Here is an 18746-nt window from a genome sequence, read left to right on the forward strand (position 1 = left end):
GGGGAACTATTCCTGAGCTTCCAGGCGATAGCCCAACGAAGGAACCGCCACGATGCGGCCGTTGAATTTATGAATTTTACGTTTCAGATAGTTGATCTGTGAATCCACATTTCGGGACGTCACTTCGGTGTCGCCCCAAATTTCTGAAAGACATTTTTCACGCGTGACCAGGTTGTTTTTCCCCGCCACCAGAAGCTTCAGAATATCAAACTGCTTTGGTGTCAGATTCACTTCTTCACCATCGACAAACACCTGACGGGAAAGAAGGTTCATCTTCAAATTCGCCGCATTCAGTTCTGAAGCCGCTTCCGGCTCTTTTTCAGAAAGGCGAGCTTTGATTCGCAAAATCAGCTCTTTCACATGGAAAGGCTTGGAAATGAAATCATCCGCGCCGGTTTCAAACGCCTTGATTCTTTCATCAATCGTCGCCGCACCGGACACGAAGATGATCGGTGTATTTTTCGTGGAATCGCTTTCACGAACCATACGACACACATCCACACCCATCACACCCGGCATTTTATAATCCAAAAGGATCAGATCCGGACGCTTTTCATTGATCAGGCGAAACGCCGAGGTGCTGTCTGAAGTGTAAGAACACTCATACGTGGAGCTGAGAATCTCTGCCAGGAGCTTACAGCTTTCTTCATAGTCATCTACAATCACGATTTTTTTTGCAGCCAAGTCCGTTCCCCTTAAAGGAGTGGAAGTCGTAAACATATTCATATTTAAAAGCATGAGCCCAACAAATGTAAAGTGCAAGCTGCACAGGGTCCAGTTTTACATGCCTTTAAACTTGATCTTCTTCGCTTCCAGAATCTTCTTCAATTGGTCTCTTTTGTCACCCTGGATTTCGATCATCCCGGCTTTGTCGCCCAGGATGTGGGTTCCACCGACGCCACATTTGGCTTTGAATTCTTTGGCCAAAGTCTTTAAGTACTCTTCATTACGAGGGAATCCATCAAGAACCGTGACCGTCTTTCCACCCCGTCCCCCTTTTTCCAGGCGGAACACAACGGTGAACTGGCCCTCCTGCACCGTGTCCTCAGGACGACAGCGGCATTCGGATTTTAATTCCTTACAATTCGGACATGTTACGTTGTCACGGGGATCAGTACTAAAAACTAAGCGAGTATTTTTCACGAACCTGAGCTCTCTTGATTGGATGGATTAGGGCTGGGCTCTTCACCCAACTTGTGCTGAGTATACTCTTTTCCATCGAATCTAAAAAGCTGCGGAGTTTCATCCATCACGGTCGCGATATTCACCGGGCGTTTCCAAAGCTTGAAAACGTTTTTCAGGGTTTCGCTCATGAAATCCGGCTGCATGTCGATGCCTTCATGCAGATGGGTCAAAAGCAGCTCCCCGCGGTTTTCAAAGTTTGCGTCCTCAATGCGAATGATCGGCTGACCGAAGTTCGTCATATGGAACAGCAATTGGGCTTTGATCGCCTTGAAGTCCTTGGTGTCGACCTCGAACTTCTGGGTTTTCTTATTGAACTTGTACACAAACATTTTGTTGCGCACACAGAAGTCTTCCGTCAGGAACTGATCAATGAACGTCACGTCATTGCAGACTTTTCTGACCTCGAAGATCTTGTCGCGACCCAGGCCCAACTTCCTGTCCCAGTGCTTGCGCTCACGCACGTCATCGCATTCTTCCCATTCACGACCGAACTGACCCTTGTTCCAGCGCTCCTCAATATCGCGCATCAGTTCGATGCCGACCTTGTACGGATTATACCCGTTTGGAGCCATCGCCATCGTGCCGGCATGGTGATCGGCAAAGTCGATGATTTCAGAGTCATTCAGAATCTTGGTCGTCATCAGTTTCGAGTGCCAGTAAGACGCCCAGCCTTCATTCATGGTTTTCGTCATACCCTGAGGCGAGAAGTAATAAGCCTCATCCCGGATGATCGAAAGCACATCCTGCTGCCAGTCCGTCAGCGGCGCATAGTGAATGAAGAAATTAAGAACGTCTTTTTCAGGTTCCGCCGGGAAGCGCTGAGCTTTGGCCTGCGCCTCGGCTTCCGCTTTCTGTCGCTGCTCTTCAACAAAAGAAGGCGGATTGATATAGTCCCGCATGTAGGAACGATCCACGCGCAGCAGATAGTTTGGTTCCTGCGCCGGTGGCGGATTCTGCGGCTTTACCACAGACTTTTCCACATAAGGGCTGTAACGGTCGATCAGGTTTTCCAGAGACAAACACACGTCGATGAAGTTTTCCACCACATCCTGACCATGACGGTCCATGTAGCGGCGGATGCGCGTGGCATGATTCGCCATCTGATCCATCATTTTGCGGTTGGTCTTGGAAAACCAGATGTTGTTCTTAAAGAAATCACAGTGACCGTACACGTGCGCCATCACCAGTTTCTGGTCCATCATGGCGTTACCTTCCATCAGGTACGCATAGCACGGGTCGGTGTTGATCACCATTTCATAGATTTTGGAAAGGCCGTATTCATAGCTCTTGGAAAGGTGCTCATACTCCATCCCGAACTTCCAGTGCGGATAGCGCACCGGGAATCCACCGTAAGCGGCGAACTGGTTGATTTGATCATAGGTGATCAGCTCAAAGATCGTCTCAAAGAAATCAAGGCCTGCGTCTTTCGCGATCTGGCAGATTCTTTTTCTTTCGGCTTCAAGTTCGGGTGTCAGATTAGCCATAATCACTCCGTGCTACTTCAGTTACGCGACTGACGTCGCTGCACTCTGTCCGCCTAGCGGCCTTTACCAAGGAAGTCTTTGATTGAATCCAGGATCTTGTCGCGGTTTTCGATCTGACTCAAAGTCAGTCGTTCGTCCTCGCCAAATTCCTTTTGCAGATCCTTCAGGAACTGCCCGCTGCCGTATTTACTTTCCACCTGGCCATAACTGAACACGTTACAGTTCGGCAGGAAGAATTCCTGCAGCATCTTAACACATAGACGCGTATCCTCGCCCGACCAATTATCGCCATCAGAAAAATGGAACGGATAAATGTTCCACTCATTCGTGGGATAGTCTGTCTGGATGATTTCCTGGCACAGCTTATAGGCCGAGCTGATCAGGGTTCCGCCCGATTCACTGGTGCGGAAGAACGTGTCTTCATCCACCTCTTTGGCAGAGGCGTCGTGAATAATGAATCTGGTTTCCAGGCCCTTATAGTGTTTGCGCAGCCACGTGTTGATCCAGAAACTTTCCAGACGGACAATTTCCTTCTGCTCATCACCCATGGAACCCGACACGTCCATCATATAGATGACCACGGCCTGGGTTTGCGGCTGCTGCACTTTTTTAAAGGACTTGTACTGCATATCCCGGCGGATCGGCAGCACCAGCGGATCTTCAGAATTGTAAGTTCCCGATCCCACCATGCGCTTCAAAGCGCGTTTGTAAGAGGATTTAAAGTGGCGCAAGCCTTCCGGTCCGACCGGAGCCAGGCCCGTGAACTTCGTCTTCAGGGATTCGATGTTCTTAGCACCCTTGGGTTGAATCAGCGGCAGTTCCAGTTTTTCACCCAGAATGTCCGCCAGTTCGTCCATCGACATTTCGACTTCAACCAGATGTTCACCCGGAGCTTCTCCGGCCTGACCCTGTCCGCCTTCACCCGGATCGCCAACGTCCTGACCCGGCTGCCCTTCGCCCTGACCGACCCCGCCCTGTTGTTTGGGACCGTACCGGAAGTTGGGAATATCGATGCGCGGAAGCGGAATCTTCACGAATTCATCTTCGCGCTTCCCGATCATTTCGCCCTGAGAGACGTACTTGCGCAGATCCTCTTTGACCTTGCCTTTAACGATCTCTCTGAATCTGTTATGGTCTTCGCGTATCGACATTATTTATTCTTTACGTCCCCTCGGGCGAAGATACTTGCCACGTAATGCAACACATCCGTAGCAGAGATTTCATCGTACCCGAAGTCCTTGATGAGACGGGTTTTAACAATATCAATCTTCTCTTGAGTGTCCTTGTCAGCAACATTGCTTACCAAAGTGGTCAGCTTGATGCTGTCTTTCTGATCCTCGAAGAGCTTCAACTCGATGGCTTTGTGCAGGCGTTCGTTCATTTTGTAATTGAACTTCTTGCCTTCCAAAGCCAGGGCCCCGATGTAGTTCATGATCTCGCGGCGGAAATCATCCTTACGGGACTCCGGAATTTCGATCTTCTCTTCGATAGATCGCATCAGACGCTCATCCGGTTCCTCGTCGTTACCGGTGAACTGATTGCGAACTCGCTCTCTTTGCGTATAGGCTTTGACGTTATCTATATAGTTGGCACACAGGCGCTGCATCGCACTTTCATCAGCACTGATTGCTCTTTGCACTTCAGCTTTGATGATTTCTTCGTATTCCTGCATGACCACACCCAGAAGTTCCTTAAACTCAGTCTTCAGCTCTTCGTTGGCGATCAACGAGTGGCTTTTCAGTCCCGATTCAAGCTCTTTAAACACCATGAACGGATTCACAGATCCTTTGTTGGACTGCTGAGCCGCCACCAGGGCGTTGGAAAGTTTGTCCTGGATGTAACGAGCAGAAATCCCCTCAAGACCCTCGCGCAAAGTTTCTTTACGAAGCTCGCGCACGTTGTCTTCGGTATAGTTCGGCAGGGTTTTACCGTTGTACAGCTTCAGCTTCTGTAAACGGGTCAGGTTGGCTTTCTTCGGCTTTTCCAGACGGGTCAGAATTGCCCACATTGCGGCCATTTCAACCGTGTGCGGAGCAATACTGATTCCACGCACTTTCTGGGAATTGAAGTCGCGTTTATAGATGTTGATTTCATCTCTCCAGCGCGTGATGTACGGAATGTCGATCTTCACGGTACGGTCACGAAGAGCTTCCATGAATTCATTGTCCTGCAGACGACGGTATTCCGGCTCATTCGTGTGCCCGATGATCACTTCATCGATATGGGTCTGGGCAAATTTCTTAGGTTTCACCCGGTGCTCTTGCGAAGCCCCCAACAAATCGTACAAGAAAGCCACATCCAGCTTCAGAACCTCGACGAATTCAATCATCCCGCGATTGGCGACGTTGAACTCCCCGTCAAAGTTAAAGGCGCGCGGATCAGAATCAGATCCGTATTCGGCAATCTTACGATAGTTGATGTCCCCCGTCAGCTCGGTAGAGTCCTGATTCTTTTCATCTTTCGGCTGGAAGGTACCAATACCCACACGGTCCGCTTCAGAGATAAATAATCTTTTCACGCGCACGTGCGACAGAACCTGCATCAGGTTGCCGTCGTATCTTTCCATCAAAGCTTTAAAGATAAAGCGTGAAGGCGGGCTCAGTTCACCATCTACATGCACACGGAAGCTGCCTTCCTGGCCTTTGTTGATGGAATCATAAACCGTCGAACGAAGTTCTTCCGGAATCAGCAGCAAAGGTTCTTCATTCATTGGGGAATGGAAGACCTTCACACCTTTACCCAGCAGACCGTCAAGTTCCAACTTTTCATCGATCCACTCAAAGGTGTACACCGCACCCTGCTTGGTGTGGGAGTAGCGCTCCAATCCTTTTTTCAGCATACGACAGATCGTGGATTTCGCACTTCCGACCGGGCCGTGCAGCAGAATCACACGTTTCTCAGTTCCGTAACCCAGGGCCGCTGCTTTCAGGACATTCACCAATTTCATCAACTGCACATCAAGGCCGAAGACCGCGTCTTTGCCGTTGTTGTGAACGTCGTCGAAGAACTTGTAGCGAATGACTTCTTTTTTGAAATCGATATACGTTTCAGTGCCTTCCTCAACGATCATGTCATACATGCGCTGATAGGCGTTTCGCGTGATTTTGGGATTTTGTTTTACCAGGTCGAGATATTCCTCGAAGGTGCCACTCCAATGCTCTTTGGCATGAGTGCTTGAGTTTTGCCAGTTGGCGACCAGTGAATGCAGATCAAACTTAGAGGCCATATTCTCTCCCCAAGGTGATTGGTGACACACCTACTCTGTTAGAGTATGCCTCATTACTAGACGGTTAACGAGTTTTTTAATTTAGTTGTATTGCTTTGAACCCTTGCGGTTGTCTCAAGGTGAAAAGCTCTGGTTTAAACTGGACCTCAGTCTTGGGTGCTTCGAAGAGCCACTGCATTTCAAATTGCGGGGCCGTAATTACGACTTTCTTTTGCCCTTCTTTTCGATCCAGCCATTCGACGCGTGTTTGTTTGGCAATATTCTCACATTGATAAATCAACCCTGCGGGATCCAATCCACATTTCCAGCCGGGGCCCCGGACCGGTTCATCAAAGGCGATATTGGCCAGATTCATCGGATGCAGTGGCATGCCAATCACATTGGCGAACGCCCGTTCGGTGTTGCGCCCATAGAAAAACGTCTTCTGAGGATAAACCGCATAAGAGATCTGTGTCGGGCTCATCACAACACTCGCCACTTGAAACCCCAGCAAAGCCGTGATTTCAAAACGGGCTCTTTCATTTTTGATCGCAAAGATATCTATATTTAATGACTGGGTCTTATTTTCCTTCTGATTTTTGATCAGGGCCTTGGTTTCCCACTGCGCTTTCTGAAACGCACCCTCTTTCACTGTCTTGGTGACACAGCCGGAAAGGAAAAGGGTTAGTACGAACATGAAAAAATAATTGAACCTGTTCATCATTGCCTTAGCATAGAGAAATGAATTCCCTTAAACAAGCCTTGATTCAATTAAAAGCGGACTGGAAAAACAGCCTCTTTTTGGGCTGTACAGCCACCCTGTTCGTTCTGGCGGTGCGCTTTACTCCTTATATTAGTGCATTGCTGATTTCCTTTGGACTGCTATTTTTGCAGGAAGTGACCAATCGTTACCTGACATTGAAGTCCTGGCCGCGGGATCTGGGTTTTCTGAAGGAAAATACTTTGTCCTTTGTTATCTGTTCTTTGATTCTGCTGCCGACAAGCACGCTTCTGGGCTCCGCCATCGGAGTTCTGGAAAGCCCGCAGGATTTCCTGCACACCATTCCGATGTCCTGGGGTCTTTTGATTCTGGCGGTGTATTTCTATCTGGTGCTGACCCATGCCCTGCGCATGACCATCGAAGACGGAACCGCTCTTGCAAAAGCGGTGGATATTGCCGCCCTGGCCTCGCTGAAAAACTTCCGCGAGTATTTCATCATCGCTTTTTATATGGCGCTGGCGGTTTTGATTTCAGGAATTTTGTGGGGCGCAGGCTTCATCGTGACTTTGCCAGTGATCTTCTTTGCCGCCCACTATTCTTTCCTGGCGACGAAAGAACGCGGACTGCTGCAGGAAAAGAAAACCGAACCGGCTTCTTAACCCGGAAAAAGAAAAAGCCCGCAGTTTGCGGGCTTTTTTATTTTAATTCTAAATCCAGGATCTATTTTTCAGAAGCGTGTTCCGCCACCGGCTTTTCAACGGAAGCTGGCAGACGAGGCGTGCCGTTCAGTTCCTGCTTTTCGATCGCCGTGATCTTGCTGCGGATTTCCTGAACTTTTTTAGGCTCAGTTTCAAGGTCCGCGGCTTTCTTATACATCTTCTTGGCTTTATCCACCATCGAGTGCTTATAGTAGGCATCACCCAGGTGCTCAGCAATAATGCTCACCGTGGACTGATGTTTGTAAGCCGCTTCCAGGAACTTGATGGATTCAGCGAACTTGTTTTGTTTGTACAAAATCCAGCCCAGAGTATCCAGCACATAACCATCCGTCGGCTCAAGCTCCAGCGCACGACGCGCCAGTTTTTCCGCCTCCGGAAGTTTCACTCCCATTTCAGCCCAGGTGAAGGCCAGATAGTTCAGGCCTTGCACGTGGTTTGGATCCAGCTCCAGAACTTTTTGCATTTCCGTCACAACCACATCTTTGTTGCCCATACGGTCGTTGATCGTGCCGTAATAGAAACGAAGCTGAGCGTTTTCCGGGAACTTTTTCAAACCCTGCTCCAAAGTGGCAGAGGCATTTTTGTAATCACCTTTTTCATCCAGCAAGGAAGCATACATCGCGAAGATCTGAGGCTGATCCTGGCGTGCTTTCAAACCAGCGGCCGCCACTTCCAAACCTTCATTCAGTCGGCCCAAACCTTTCAACAGGTAAGCGGCATGAACCACGGCCTCACCATAGTAAGTGCTGGTCGCCGGGATCTTCGTGTATTCTTTCACGGCTTTTTCATGCTGACGGGTTTCTTCGTAAACCGCGGCCAGATAGAAGCGAACCTTGTCTGACTCTGGCGCATCTTTCAGAATTTCTTCCAGCTTTGCCACCGCCGTGTCGTAACGTTTCTGCTCAATCAGAATCAACGCCATTTTCATGCGAACATTCAGTGGCTCGTCGGAGTCCTGCTCCATCACTTCCAGTTGTTCATAGGCGTTTTCATAGTCACCGCGCTCTATATAGATCTGCGCCAGGACTTCAGCCACACGCGGGCTTGGGGAATTTTCTTTCTGGAAAGCGCGATACAAAGACACGGCTTTGTCTTCAGATTTCTGCTTGGAATAAAGCACACCCAAAGAAAGTACGGCATCGGCAAAATCAGGTTTCAGATCCAAAGCCTTCTTGAAGGAAGTCTCTGCCGCCTTTTGGAATTTGGTTTCAGACTGTTCCAGACGCACGCGTCCGATATAGTAGTGAGCCAGGTAAGGCGTGTTGTATTCAGGATTCTTCAGCAAAGACTCAAAGTACTTCACGGCTTTGTCGGACTGTTTCTGCTCGGAATACAAAGCACCGATGTAAAGCGGAGCCTCGGTATTGTCCGGCTGAAGCTTCATCACGGTGTTGTATTGTTCCATCGCCTTTGGATAAAGCTTCAAAGAAGAATACAAACCACCCAGCAACAGGTGACCGTCCACGTTCTTTGGATCTTTCGCCACCGCTTCTTCAGCCTGGGCCAAAGATTCAGTGATCATGCCCTGCTTCAGAAACTCTGCCGCCAGACGCATGTTCACGGCCGGGGAATTGGTATCATAAATAAGAACCATCTTGAAGGCTTCAACCGCTTTCTGGGAATTGCCTTCCAAAGCGTACGCCTCACCCATCGCGAAGTAATAATCGGCCTGAGTGCGCATATAAAGTGGATCCAAGGAGGCCGCACCGTTGTCTTCCGGAGAGACCACCGCCGGAGCAAAGGACGCAGGAGCGCGATTTCTATCGTTGAATGATGCCTCGTAGTAAGGGGCTTTGTCGTCAGACTCATTTGACGTGAAGGTCGCGCAAGCCGTGAGGGTCATCAGGAAAGGAACGATGATTGCGGTCCTAGTGTATGGAAACATGAAATCTCCTTAGTCACTAGGCTGATCGGCTTCTTATGAGAATTGCTTGATGCGGCTTGAGCACCCTTTCAGCAAACGCGACCAAGGGCGCGGCTGATAAAGTGCCTAGTTATGAGACACGCTCAGAAGGACACCCAGATCGTCTCCCTCATAAAGAGGCTGGGCTTCCAGAGGTCGGTCCTCGTCATCGAGCGAAGCTGTTTCGATTTTCTGATTTGGACCGGACGACCACACCAGGATCTTGATCTTGCCAGCGGCATCCGCTGCAGAAAGGATGCGATAACGATAAGGCTGACCCCAAGGGTCTGTGCCCATGGTCCCCGTGCTGCGCAGGTTTTCAGCACTCAAAGCGGACTTATCCTCTGAAACCGAAGCTGGCAGCCTGCCTCCGGCCTTGTCTTCCGACACTGTATTTTTTGATGCTTCGCGGTAAATTTGTACAACTTGGTACCCAACGACCTCTGCTTTTTGGCGGGCTGTCTCACTTCTAGAGTCCTGAATCTGACGATTCCAGGGGGTCGCAATGATGGCTGTAGAGAAGCCTACGAGGCCCAGCAGGGCCAACACACCAGAGGACTTAAACTCTTGTTTTTGCTCATTTTTCATTAATTATCCGCCCAAGATTGAAGGTCGTCCTTAAACATTTCGGCGGGCTTTGGAAAAAACTTTAGACAAAGGTCTGTAAAATTCGAAAAAACGAATGGCTATTTGCAGAAAAAATAACGCCTAGAGTCTTTTCTTTTGATTTTAGGACCCCTTGACAAGGGGTGGCGGCAGGGATAGGTTGCGCCCATCTGCAAGGGGACGCCGAATCATAAGGCACCGTTAACCCCTTGGGACTTTGGGGAAATTTCAAATTGGGAGGCACTTTTGATCAACCAAAACGAAACAATGACATCGAAGCCAAATTCTAAAGTTAAAATCATCAAGCGCTATCAGAACCGCAAACTCTACGACACTCAACAAAGCTGCTATGTGACTTTGGACGATATCGCTAAGATGATCCGCACTAACGAAGAAGTGATGGTTATCGACAACAAGTCTAAAAATGACATCACTGCTGCGACTCTGACTCAGATCATCTTCGAAGCTGAAAAGAAAGCATCTCAGTACGCTCCTCTTTTCACACTGCGTGAGATCATCCAGAACGGTAACGGCAGCATCTCTGGTTACTTGGCTAAACTTGGCGCGTTCCCTCAGGACTACATGACCAAGCAACAAGTGAACACAGTTGTTGAAAACGCTTCTACTGACAGCGTTAAACAAAACTTGGAAAACCGCGTTGCAACTGCAGCGACTCGCTACAACACAGACACTACTGCTAAAGTAGCTGCTGAAAAAGCGACTGTACTTCCAGGTCTTCAACAAGACGACGAAACTCCAAACCTGCCAGGCACTTCTTTGTTGAACAACTAAGAAGACCTTTCAGCAAGGGTTTCTAAAGAAGGCTCCGCAATGCGGGGCCTTTTTTTTATTCAATTTCCGCTATTTCAAGGATCTCCAGATCACGAACTTCTTTTGACCGGCTTTGATTTCCACGTCGCGAGAATCAAGACCCTCCCCGGTGGATGTATTGCTGTAGTCCACACCTTCCAAGCGGAACTTGTAGGTGCCCGCGCGCAACGGCACACGGATAATTTGAATTGTCTGAGGCAGGAATGACCACTGACGCACATCCGCGCGATCCGCCATCAACAATGCGATGTAAGCCAAATCCCCCAAAGCCTGATTCTGCTGACGAATTTGATCGGACAAAACCGCCTTGGTCGCAACCCCCGCCACCCTTTTCGCAAAAAGAATTCCATAATCCTCTTCCAGAGTTTTGATGGCGGCGGCCTGCACATCATAAACTTCACGGCTCAGGAATGGCTCTGAATCAGAAGACAAATACAACCGCGCCCGCTGAGTTTCACTGCGCACCGGCACCAGCGTCGGCAAAGTATGACCATTGTTTTTACCCGCAGACTTTCGCGGCCCCCAACCCTGCTGATAAATAATCACCAGTTCCCCGTTTGCGCGGTCATACCAGCGGTCGGATTCCACAACGTCAGGGAATTTCTTTTTCCAATCCTTGTAACTGTCCATGCGACGGGCCAGCTTCGCTGAACGAATCAGGTCCTCGCGGATCGTGGAAATGGAGGGGTCAATTTTGTAGGCCTCCGCATAGGCGATGTAAGCATCGTCGTAACTGCGGCTGGCTTCCCAGATCACGGCCGAAAGATATTTACTGAAAGAATTCAGTTCAAACGCCTGCTTTTCGTCCGCGCGGTATTTCAGATATTTTTCATTGATACGACGGGCTTCAACCAGAGCATCATCCAGTTGATCCATCTCCAGGAAGTTCATCGCCAGATAGGCATTGATAAAAATCTTTTCGAAAGTGTCGCCCTTGTACTGAACCATTTCCTCGTTCAGCGCCAGGGATCCGGCAATGCGCGACACCGACTGATAGTCGACCAGTTCGGACAGACGATCAGCCTTCATCAGAATCTGATTGCTCTCTTTCAGTTGTCCGGCGACCTGCAGAGCCACGCCGTAGTCCATCAGATACGCCAGTTGGTCGTCATTTTCCTTGTCGGCCAGGGGCTTTAAATCCGCCAGGGCCTTGGTGAAATCATGACGAGCCAATGCCTCGCGGGCCGGCTGCACCTTGCTTTGGTAAGTGGCGCAACCAATCAGGGGCAAAACTAAAAAAAGACCCACGGCATGCGTGAGTCTTTGAGCAATAAGATTCATCAATTACAGACCGATGGATTTCTTTTTGAATGTTTTACGGATCTGTTTTTGGTCAGACCAGGTGATCATGCTGGATTTCAGATTGGTCAGATTCAAAGTCAGTTTGTAGTAAACGGACTTGTCTTTGCCCACTTCCTGAACGATGGAATCCAGACGGCCGTTGATGATGAAGTCTGCGCCAATCTGGCCACCTGGGCCTTTTTTGGTGCCTTCTTCAACCATGCCGGAATTCTGATAGTTGTATTCATCAGCGATATCCTGACGGGCTTCCTTGTCGATGAAACCAACCTTGCCGGATTTCATAAGCTCCACACGAACCATGTCCATGATGCTTTGAGTGTCGATGTGTTCGCTGGTTTTATTCTGCAGGCCAGTCACCATAACCACTGGCATTTTTTTAGCGCCGTTGATGGACGGAGAAGTCATCAAACTTGCCACCAGATCCTGAACTGCTTTCTGCATGTCTGTTTCAGACCACTGATCATTCAGAAGATTTTCACGGTTCACGTCGTCGTACTGGCCTTTCACGAAAGCTTTCGGACCACAACTGGTCATTGCCAAGAAAGAAAGAGCCACGGCTGCAAAAGTCAGATTCTTTTTCATAATACCTTCCTGTCCATTTCGGACACTTCCAAAGTCTATGCTGGGGTATTTCAGGGCGCAAGTCATGCCCCTCCGTTTCAGGACGGCTGTCCTAAATCCGTCCGCTAAATAAGGCCTGTTTTCCATTAAAAACCCCGTAATTTTGCAACGAGGGACAAATATGAGAGAAGTGTCCACAAGCCTGCAAGCCTATGAAATCCTGCGCAACGATATAAACCCCTTTGCTGAAGAGCTTTGGGTTCTTGCCCTGGACTCGCAAATGAATCTGGTGCGCAAAGAAATGCTGTTTCGGGGAACGGTGGATTTCTGTCTGATTCATCCGCGCGACATCTTCCGCTGTCTGGTGCAAGCCAACGCCAGTTCCTTTATTCTGGCGCACAATCACCCCAGTCAGAACGTGATGCCTTCCGAACAAGACCTGATCCTGACCCGAAAAATCCATCAACTAGCGCAGATGTTTGAAATTCCGCTGAACGATCATCTGGTCGTCTGTGAAAACAACTATTTCAGTATGGCTGATCATGGATATTTTAAGAAATGGCGAAAGACCCGCGCGACACGCAGTCTTACTGTATAGCTTCCGAACTGTAGTCAAACACATTCATGCTGCCGCCACTTGGATTGCGGATCGGAGTCACCGACAGAACGCGGGACAGATCTTCACTTAAGATCACACGGTATCCACCACGACGGGCGTTTTCAACAAACTGCCGAGCGTACTCTTCTTTGTATGCTTGCGAATACTCGGCCTGTTGTTCAGCGTTGAACAGTTCCTTCTGAACAATGTCATGCGGGGAAAGAGTTTCCTCTTTGCGCGTGCCACGCCCCAGCTCTTCCGCCAGCTCTTGTGCGCGCGTGTCCGATGTCAGATCCAGACGGTTTTCATTGTGATAAGCGCTTTGTGCAGTGGTGGAATTAAAGTCGGTGTTCATCAGCCGCGCGTTTTCAACCTGCATGCGCTGGCGGGCCATCTCCATCTTTTCGTTGGTCAACATCAGATGGCGGTTCACGGACTTTTCAAACTTTTCGGATTTCGCTGCCGCCGGAGCCGAAGCCACTTTTTTCGGCGGATCTTCAGAGCCCAGATAGACAAAGATCATCACCGCCGCCCCTACAAAGAGCAGCAAAGCCAAAAGCATAGAGTTTTCCTTTTGTGGCTTCTGTGAAGTCATAGCCCCCTTATCGGTCAATGTGGTCCACTTCTCAAGTTTGAGACTGTCTCAAGATGAGACACTTCGGGGGTATTGATCCACGTGTTTACTGCCTCATGTTTCAAGTTAAAGGTCGTTTAAAATCAGAGGCTTCCAAACATTTCCTTGATCAAAGCCGCGGCTTTTTCAGGCTACGCCGAACGGGTGAGCTAAAATTTTGTCTCATTTGTCAAAAATCTGCGCATTAATCACGAGTCATTAACCACTTTAGGGCATTTTCGGTGTCGGCACAGAAAGTGAAGTTAAGAAGCTGTCAAATTACCCCCCGAACCCCCTTTTGAAAGGATCCCCCCATGAAAATGATTAAAACTCTTGCCGCTGTCAGTGCCCTGGCTTTCTCGGTTAACACCTTCGCCGCTTCCCAAGGCGCTTTGACGATCACAGGTGTTGTTGCCAACAACACTTATCTTTCCCTGACCAGCATGGGCGGCAATGATGCCAATGTGGATCAGACTCTGAACGTGGATCAGATCGTAAACGGAGCTGTGACTTCCAAGACTTTCGCAAGTATCTTCCACGAAGTTTCAAACTCCACCGGGGGTTACAAAATCACGGTTTCCTCTGCTCAGGCGGGTGAACTGCGCGGCCCAGGCACTGCGAAAGTAAAATACTCTTTGGATTATTCTTCCGCAAAGATCTCTATTGCCAACTGCGCTTTGACGGCAGCATGTGAAGCTTCTTCCGGTGCTTTGACCGCTAAAACAAGCTCTGCAGTTTCTGTGGTTGTTAAGGCCACTTCCACAGCGGCTGAAATTGCGGCTCTTCCATCCGGCACATACTCTGACGTTGTGACCGTGACGATCGCAGCTCAGTAATTTAAAACTGCAAAACAAAATAAAAAGCCGGTCCCTGCGACCGGCTTTTTTTATTGGCTGGATTGAATGGTCAGATTGATCGTGTCGCTGTAGGACCCTTGCGCTTTGCCGCTGGTATTCCCGATGATGATTGTCACCGGATTCACCAGCCCGCTGGCCGGCGAAGTCCCCGTCTGCGTGGCAATCTGGGTCCACCATGGGATCGCGTAAGTGGTTCCATTGATCTTAAAGGTGTAATCGATCGTATCCGTGCCGTTGACCTGCTTTAGCTTTCCACCGTTGTCAGACCAAGCATACAGATTATAGCCCGAATTGTATTTCACAATCACATCAGCGGTGCCTTGGGCCCCGGTTGTCAGGTTGTTACCAAAGTTGATCGTGTGCGTGGTTTTGGAAAGATCAAAGGCCCCACCGGAAGACACCACCGACAGATCGGCTTTCTTGGGCGATCCGAATGTCAGCAGAAAAGCCTGTGAAGCCACCAGCGTGTAGTTTGAGATGTTTCCCTGATACAGGCGCACCGTCACGGTATCAAGATAAGTTCCCGCAGAGCGCCAGTCATTCGCGGTGTCAAAGGCCACGGTATAAGACGACGTTTTGGTATTATAGAACGTACTTCCCTGAAGCTTGTCACAGATGACGTCCGAGCAGGAATTTACATCCGGGAACTTTTTCAGAATCTGCAAACCCGCATTGTCGGCCGAGATCTGGTACGGCCACACATCCGAACCTTTTTTGACAGAACGATTGGTGTAGGAATTCGAAGATCCATAATCAAAAGTCAGAAAATAATTGCAGGTACCTTGTGTGGTGTTGCCAAAGACTGTGACGTTAAAGGTGTCCTTCATCGTCCCGCCAGTCTGGAAATACGGCGCTGGCTGAGCCAGAATCAACCCCATGCTTGAACAGGCCGAGGCTCTGACTCCGGCAAACGTAAGTGCTGCAAGCAGAAGACCCACGATTAATTTCATCGCTGCTCCTTTGTTCCGGTTTTAACGGTGCCCAGATTCAACATTCTGTCAGCATTGCCGGGAATCTCAAATGTGAATGGAGCAAGACCTGATTGATCTGTCACAACCCGGTACACACCCGGTTCCAAACCTTCAATCAGGAAGCGCCCCTGCTTGTTGGTGAAGAAGGTGTTGTCCACGAGTTGTCCGTTGGCATCAAACACATCACCCGCGGCGTATTCCACCGCTTTGCCTGTGGCTGTCAGCAACTGCCCCTTGACCATGACTTTTTTGGCGATCTTCAGATCCAGCAAAATACCACTGCGATAAGTGGTCTGAGTTCCATAGAATTCTTTATCCAGCAGATAGCCCATTGGCAAAGAAGTGATATCCACATTCACTGTGTTTCGGTAATAAGACGACTGATCACGCAGCACCACCGTTCGGCGCGGCCCCAACTGAGCCTGCCCACGATCCCCCGTCGGATTGACCATGATGGTCTGCCCGTCTTCCAGATTCTTGGCGTGAATCAACACAAAGCTGTCGGTCACTGGTTGCGTGAAGGCCCCCTGACCACCCACCCACGCAAAACCAGTGTTCAACCCCAACGACGTCAGGTTGTATTCACTTCCCTGCTGGGCATGGTTCATATGATCCAGGCGCACACTGAAGGGCTGCTTCAAATATTCCCCCGAGATGCTGCGCGTGTTCCCCAGCTCGCTGTTTTGGATGTTTGCATTCCAGCGATAGTCATCATATTGATAGCGATTGTTGCGGGCCACGGTGGCATTGGTGGTTTTTTGAAGTGAGTCGTAATAAGAGCTCGCGCTGTAATAGCCCTGACTTTCATTCCAATAGAACGAAATCAAGAAGCGGTCTTCTTCTTTGTCCTGCAAAACCTTGTTATAGACAAATTCCAGGCGCATCTGGCTTTTCAGCGGAATCATCAGATTGGACCGATACGTGCGTTGGTCTTCTCCCGTCATATATTCCAAAGTATTGGCACCCACGCCCCACAGCCACGAGGAATCCAGACGGAAATTGAGCTGCGCATCGTAGCGGCGCAGGTACCTTAAAGGATCCACCACGGGGGTTTGCACCATCACCGGGCTGAAGTCGCGATCCTGATTTTCAAATTCCAAAGCCAATAACAAAGGCATCTGACGACCCAGAATTTTATCCAGACTTCGATATGTCAAACGCTCGGCAAAACCACTTTGCTGTGCGGATTCAGATCCTTGCGCCGCTTGCAAAGACAGATATCCCAAACGGGAAACACCCGACACTTCCGCGCCCAGAAGCATCTTTTCATAATAGCCCTGATAGTTCAGCCCCACCGTCAGTTGATCGGTGATCCCGCGACGGTTGTACAAACTGACAAAAGCCGCCGAATCGTCATAGGCCCGGTCGCCACCCGAAGGCTGCCACGGAAGACCGGCAGCATAAGAAAATTCTTCCACCCCGCGAGCCAGCAAGCTGTTTTCATAAAGCAGCGAGAAGTCATAAACTTCCTCTTGCCCCAGGTCATCTTTCACCTTGATGCGCACACTGCTTTGGCCTGTCGCCAAAGGGAAATCACGAATATTGAAAACCCCCGGAGCCAGGCGCACCTGACTGAACAGCAGGCCGTTGACATAGATCTCCACAATCGAAGTGCGCTTGATAATGATTTCGGTGTCACTGAGAGGTCTTAAGGTTTTATAAGGCTGAATTGCAAATTCCCGCGTCGCCGCCAGACCCGCAATGGAAGGTGTGATCTGAAAGCCCGTTGAGCGGAATGTCAGATCCCCCAGCGTGTAGCGGATCATGCGCTCTTCATCGTCATAGCGGATGCGCGTGTCCTGTCGGCGCCACTGGGAATCAGCGTCTTCTAAAAAATCCGCGCTGGATTCAAAGACAAAGCCTTTGATATTTTCCACCAGCTCCAGATTTCCGGTCAGAGGCCGACGTTCGCTTTCCACATCCGGCCCGTACTGCCAGGATTGCTGGGTTCTTAGATTCAAGTACCCACTGTGCCGATCCGGGCGCAGGTACTTCTGATTTTCAAATTCAACAAAGTTCAGATCCAGATCCTGAGGCTTTCGATACTTGGCAGGAAGACTGAGGCGCAGCTCCAGGGTGGGCGGGTCAAAGGTCACCGAAAAGCCCACCGCCTCCAAAGACTGTGTCGTCACCACTCCTTCAGGCGTCACACTGCCTTGCAGGCGCAAAAACAAATCGTCCTTCATGTAGGGCTTCACAGCCTCAAGCACAGTGCGCGCTTCAACGGAAAATTCCTCGGCGCGGTCGCGCGGGAACAACCATGCTTCCGTCAACGGCCGGCCATCCAAAACAACCGGCGCCATCAGGAAAGGCTTTCCTAACGGAGGACGACCTTGTGCCATGACCAGCACCGGAAGCAGGATAGAAAAAATGACAACGAGACAGGACCTCAATTCTCAAGATCCTTCAGCTCGATCGTGGCGCTCAACATCTGATTTGCAGGAACGTCCTTGGTTGTTTCAACCTCGGCCGTGGCCGTATCCCCGGCCAGCAGGTTGATGGACTCCACAGCCTTATTCGTGGTCAGATCCGCAATCACGGACTCACCGGCTTTGATCTTCAGATTCTTAAATAACAAAACCTTGTGGGCCTTGCCGTCATTTGCGAAAGTCACCGCCACTTTGCGGGCACCGGTGCGTTTCACGTCTTTGACGACCACTTTCGGCAACGCCCCTTCCGGCACAACGTAAGCTGAGGCCACGTACTGCAAAAGAAATTTTAAATTCACACTGGTTTTTTTCGGGTCCGAGTTCTTTTCACGAAAATCCACCGGCAGTTGTGAAGCCACCAGGCGATAGGCTTTTTCTTTTCCGTCCTTGATTTCACCAGACCACGACACACGCACGTTGCGCTTTTCCTTCGGCAGCAGCACGACCTGCTCAGGGTAAATCACAAAGTCTTCAGTCTTCGTGCGCACCTCTTCGCCTTTGGCATTGGTGCTGCGGGCGAAGGCTTCGATTTGTACGGGAAGCTTTTCATCACCCGGATTTTCAATCACCAGCACTTGGGTGGATCTTGATCCACTGGGCGCAAACTCCACAACCATCGGAGAAAATCGGAAGGCCCAGGAAACGGAGGGAATTGCCAAAGCTGCCGAAATCAGAATCAGTGACATTGAAATGATTTTTGCCATATATCCCAATGATAGGGGCTATTTTTGGGCAAAAGAAGACTTCTTAAACCAGTCCTT

The 18746-nt window shown here is 49.7% G+C and carries 18 protein-coding genes; 4 read left to right on the forward strand and 14 right to left on the reverse strand.

Annotated elements, in window-relative coordinates; all coding sequences use genetic code 11:
• Nucleotides 1-6 precede the first annotated feature (6 nt).
• The 6 genes from B9G79_RS17160 to B9G79_RS17185 form a co-directional block, all read right to left on the reverse strand.
• Nucleotides 7-684, reverse strand: a complete 678-nt coding sequence (locus B9G79_RS17160) for a response regulator transcription factor (RefSeq protein WP_232468861.1) — start codon at nt 682-684, stop codon at nt 7-9.
• 96 nt (nt 685-780) lie between these two features.
• Complete coding sequence (locus tag B9G79_RS18215) at nt 781-1014, reverse strand: translation initiation factor (protein ID WP_015089412.1); 234 nt, start codon at nt 1012-1014, stop codon at nt 781-783.
• A 125-nt stretch (nt 1015-1139) separates the two neighbouring features.
• On the reverse strand, nt 1140-2669 hold the full coding sequence (locus B9G79_RS17170) for a SpoVR family protein (RefSeq protein ID WP_088566575.1): 1530 nt from the start codon (nt 2667-2669) through the stop codon (nt 1140-1142).
• A gap of 53 nt (nt 2670-2722) precedes the next feature.
• Entirely contained in the window at nt 2723-3820 is a 1098-nt protein-coding gene (locus B9G79_RS17175) for a DUF444 family protein (protein WP_088566576.1), read from the reverse strand.
• The gene (locus B9G79_RS17180; RefSeq protein ID WP_088566577.1) at nt 3820-5895 is read right to left on the reverse strand and encodes a PrkA family serine protein kinase; all 2076 of its coding nucleotides are present in this window, start codon (nt 5893-5895) and stop codon (nt 3820-3822) included. Before B9G79_RS17180 ends, B9G79_RS17175 begins: the two co-directional genes overlap by 1 nt.
• A 76-nt stretch (nt 5896-5971) precedes the next feature.
• Nucleotides 5972-6571, reverse strand: a complete 600-nt coding sequence (locus tag B9G79_RS17185; protein ID WP_232468863.1) for a hypothetical protein — start codon at nt 6569-6571, stop codon at nt 5972-5974.
• A gap of 44 nt (nt 6572-6615) precedes the next feature.
• Here B9G79_RS17185 and B9G79_RS17190 point away from each other — a divergent pair, with 44 nt between their 5' ends.
• On the forward strand, nt 6616-7254 hold the full coding sequence (locus B9G79_RS17190) for a hypothetical protein (RefSeq protein WP_088566579.1): 639 nt from the start codon (nt 6616-6618) through the stop codon (nt 7252-7254).
• Nucleotides 7255-7315: 61 nt separating this feature from the next.
• Here the strand turns inward: B9G79_RS17190 and B9G79_RS17195 are convergent, their stop codons facing one another.
• Both B9G79_RS17195 and B9G79_RS17200 read right to left on the reverse strand, forming a co-directional pair.
• Entirely contained in the window at nt 7316-9199 is a 1884-nt protein-coding gene (locus tag B9G79_RS17195) for a tetratricopeptide repeat protein (RefSeq protein ID WP_088566580.1), read from the reverse strand.
• 105 nt (nt 9200-9304) lie between these two features.
• Nucleotides 9305-9805, reverse strand: coding sequence for a hypothetical protein (locus tag B9G79_RS17200; RefSeq protein ID WP_088566581.1), 501 nt, complete (start codon nt 9803-9805; stop codon nt 9305-9307).
• Between the two features lie 264 nt (nt 9806-10069).
• Between B9G79_RS17200 and B9G79_RS17205 the strand changes: the two genes are divergently transcribed.
• On the forward strand, nt 10070-10615 hold the full coding sequence (locus tag B9G79_RS17205) for a polyhydroxyalkanoate synthesis regulator DNA-binding domain-containing protein (RefSeq protein ID WP_011162824.1): 546 nt from the start codon (nt 10070-10072) through the stop codon (nt 10613-10615).
• A 69-nt stretch (nt 10616-10684) separates the two neighbouring features.
• Here B9G79_RS17205 and B9G79_RS17210 read toward each other — a convergent pair whose 3' ends face one another.
• Both B9G79_RS17210 and lpoB read right to left on the reverse strand, forming a co-directional pair.
• Nucleotides 10685-11935, reverse strand: a complete 1251-nt coding sequence (locus B9G79_RS17210) for a COG3014 family protein (protein ID WP_088566582.1) — start codon at nt 11933-11935, stop codon at nt 10685-10687.
• Between the two features lie 3 nt (nt 11936-11938).
• Complete coding sequence (gene lpoB / locus B9G79_RS17215) at nt 11939-12538, reverse strand: penicillin-binding protein activator LpoB (protein ID WP_038450554.1); 600 nt, start codon at nt 12536-12538, stop codon at nt 11939-11941.
• Nucleotides 12539-12698: 160 nt separating this feature from the next.
• On the opposite strand from lpoB, the gene B9G79_RS17220 reads away from it, so the two are divergent.
• Nucleotides 12699-13115: a JAB domain-containing protein gene (locus tag B9G79_RS17220; protein WP_232468865.1), complete on the forward strand. Its 417-nt coding sequence runs from the start codon at nt 12699-12701 to the stop codon at nt 13113-13115.
• On the opposite strand, the gene B9G79_RS17225 is transcribed toward B9G79_RS17220, so the two are convergent.
• Nucleotides 13105-13710: a hypothetical protein gene (locus tag B9G79_RS17225; protein WP_232468867.1), complete on the reverse strand. Its 606-nt coding sequence runs from the start codon at nt 13708-13710 to the stop codon at nt 13105-13107. The genes B9G79_RS17220 and B9G79_RS17225 overlap by 11 nt on opposite strands.
• Nucleotides 13711-14042: 332 nt before the next feature.
• Between B9G79_RS17225 and B9G79_RS17230 the strand changes: the two genes are divergently transcribed.
• Entirely contained in the window at nt 14043-14564 is a 522-nt protein-coding gene (locus B9G79_RS17230) for a hypothetical protein (protein WP_088566583.1), read from the forward strand.
• Between the two features lie 50 nt (nt 14565-14614).
• Here B9G79_RS17230 and B9G79_RS17235 read toward each other — a convergent pair whose 3' ends face one another.
• From B9G79_RS17235 to B9G79_RS17245, 3 genes are read right to left on the reverse strand one after another with little or no spacing between them, the layout of a single operon-like run.
• A complete protein-coding gene (locus tag B9G79_RS17235) occupies nt 14615-15535 on the reverse strand; it encodes a hypothetical protein (protein WP_088566584.1) in 921 nt (306 codons plus the stop codon).
• A complete protein-coding gene (locus B9G79_RS17240; RefSeq protein WP_157678806.1) occupies nt 15532-17898 on the reverse strand; it encodes a fimbria/pilus outer membrane usher protein in 2367 nt (788 codons plus the stop codon). The genes B9G79_RS17235 and B9G79_RS17240 overlap by 4 nt, the downstream gene beginning before the upstream one ends.
• Nucleotides 17899-17945: 47 nt before the next feature.
• On the reverse strand, nt 17946-18689 hold the full coding sequence (locus B9G79_RS17245) for a fimbrial biogenesis chaperone (protein ID WP_088566586.1): 744 nt from the start codon (nt 18687-18689) through the stop codon (nt 17946-17948).
• Nucleotides 18690-18746: the final 57 nt, after the last annotated feature.

The sequence above is a fragment of the Bdellovibrio bacteriovorus genome, assembly GCF_002208115.1.
GTDB classification, from domain to species: domain Bacteria; phylum Bdellovibrionota; class Bdellovibrionia; order Bdellovibrionales; family Bdellovibrionaceae; genus Bdellovibrio; species Bdellovibrio bacteriovorus_C.

Coding starts and splice junctions, on each gene's coding strand:
- B9G79_RS17235 (WP_088566584.1), bottom strand. CDS start 15,535: ATGAAATTAATCGTGGGTCTTCTGCTTGCAGCACTTACGTTTGCCGGA.
- B9G79_RS17245 (WP_088566586.1), bottom strand. CDS start 18,689: ATGGCAAAAATCATTTCAATGTCACTGATTCTGATTTCGGCAGCTTTG.
- B9G79_RS17230 (WP_088566583.1), top strand. CDS start 14,043: ATGAAAATGATTAAAACTCTTGCCGCTGTCAGTGCCCTGGCTTTCTCG.
- B9G79_RS17240 (WP_157678806.1), bottom strand. CDS start 17,898: ATGGCACAAGGTCGTCCTCCGTTAGGAAAGCCTTTCCTGATGGCGCCG.
- lpoB (WP_038450554.1), bottom strand. CDS start 12,538: ATGAAAAAGAATCTGACTTTTGCAGCCGTGGCTCTTTCTTTCTTGGCA.
- B9G79_RS17170 (WP_088566575.1), bottom strand. CDS start 2,669: ATGGCTAATCTGACACCCGAACTTGAAGCCGAAAGAAAAAGAATCTGC.
- B9G79_RS17180 (WP_088566577.1), bottom strand. CDS start 5,895: ATGGCCTCTAAGTTTGATCTGCATTCACTGGTCGCCAACTGGCAAAAC.
- B9G79_RS17220 (WP_232468865.1), top strand. CDS start 12,699: ATGAGAGAAGTGTCCACAAGCCTGCAAGCCTATGAAATCCTGCGCAAC.
- B9G79_RS17195 (WP_088566580.1), bottom strand. CDS start 9,199: ATGTTTCCATACACTAGGACCGCAATCATCGTTCCTTTCCTGATGACC.
- B9G79_RS17190 (WP_088566579.1), top strand. CDS start 6,616: ATGAATTCCCTTAAACAAGCCTTGATTCAATTAAAAGCGGACTGGAAA.
- B9G79_RS17210 (WP_088566582.1), bottom strand. CDS start 11,935: ATGAATCTTATTGCTCAAAGACTCACGCATGCCGTGGGTCTTTTTTTA.
- B9G79_RS17185 (WP_232468863.1), bottom strand. CDS start 6,571: ATGTTCGTACTAACCCTTTTCCTTTCCGGCTGTGTCACCAAGACAGTG.
- B9G79_RS17175 (WP_088566576.1), bottom strand. CDS start 3,820: ATGTCGATACGCGAAGACCATAACAGATTCAGAGAGATCGTTAAAGGC.
- B9G79_RS17200 (WP_088566581.1), bottom strand. CDS start 9,805: ATGAAAAATGAGCAAAAACAAGAGTTTAAGTCCTCTGGTGTGTTGGCC.
- B9G79_RS17225 (WP_232468867.1), bottom strand. CDS start 13,710: ATGACTTCACAGAAGCCACAAAAGGAAAACTCTATGCTTTTGGCTTTG.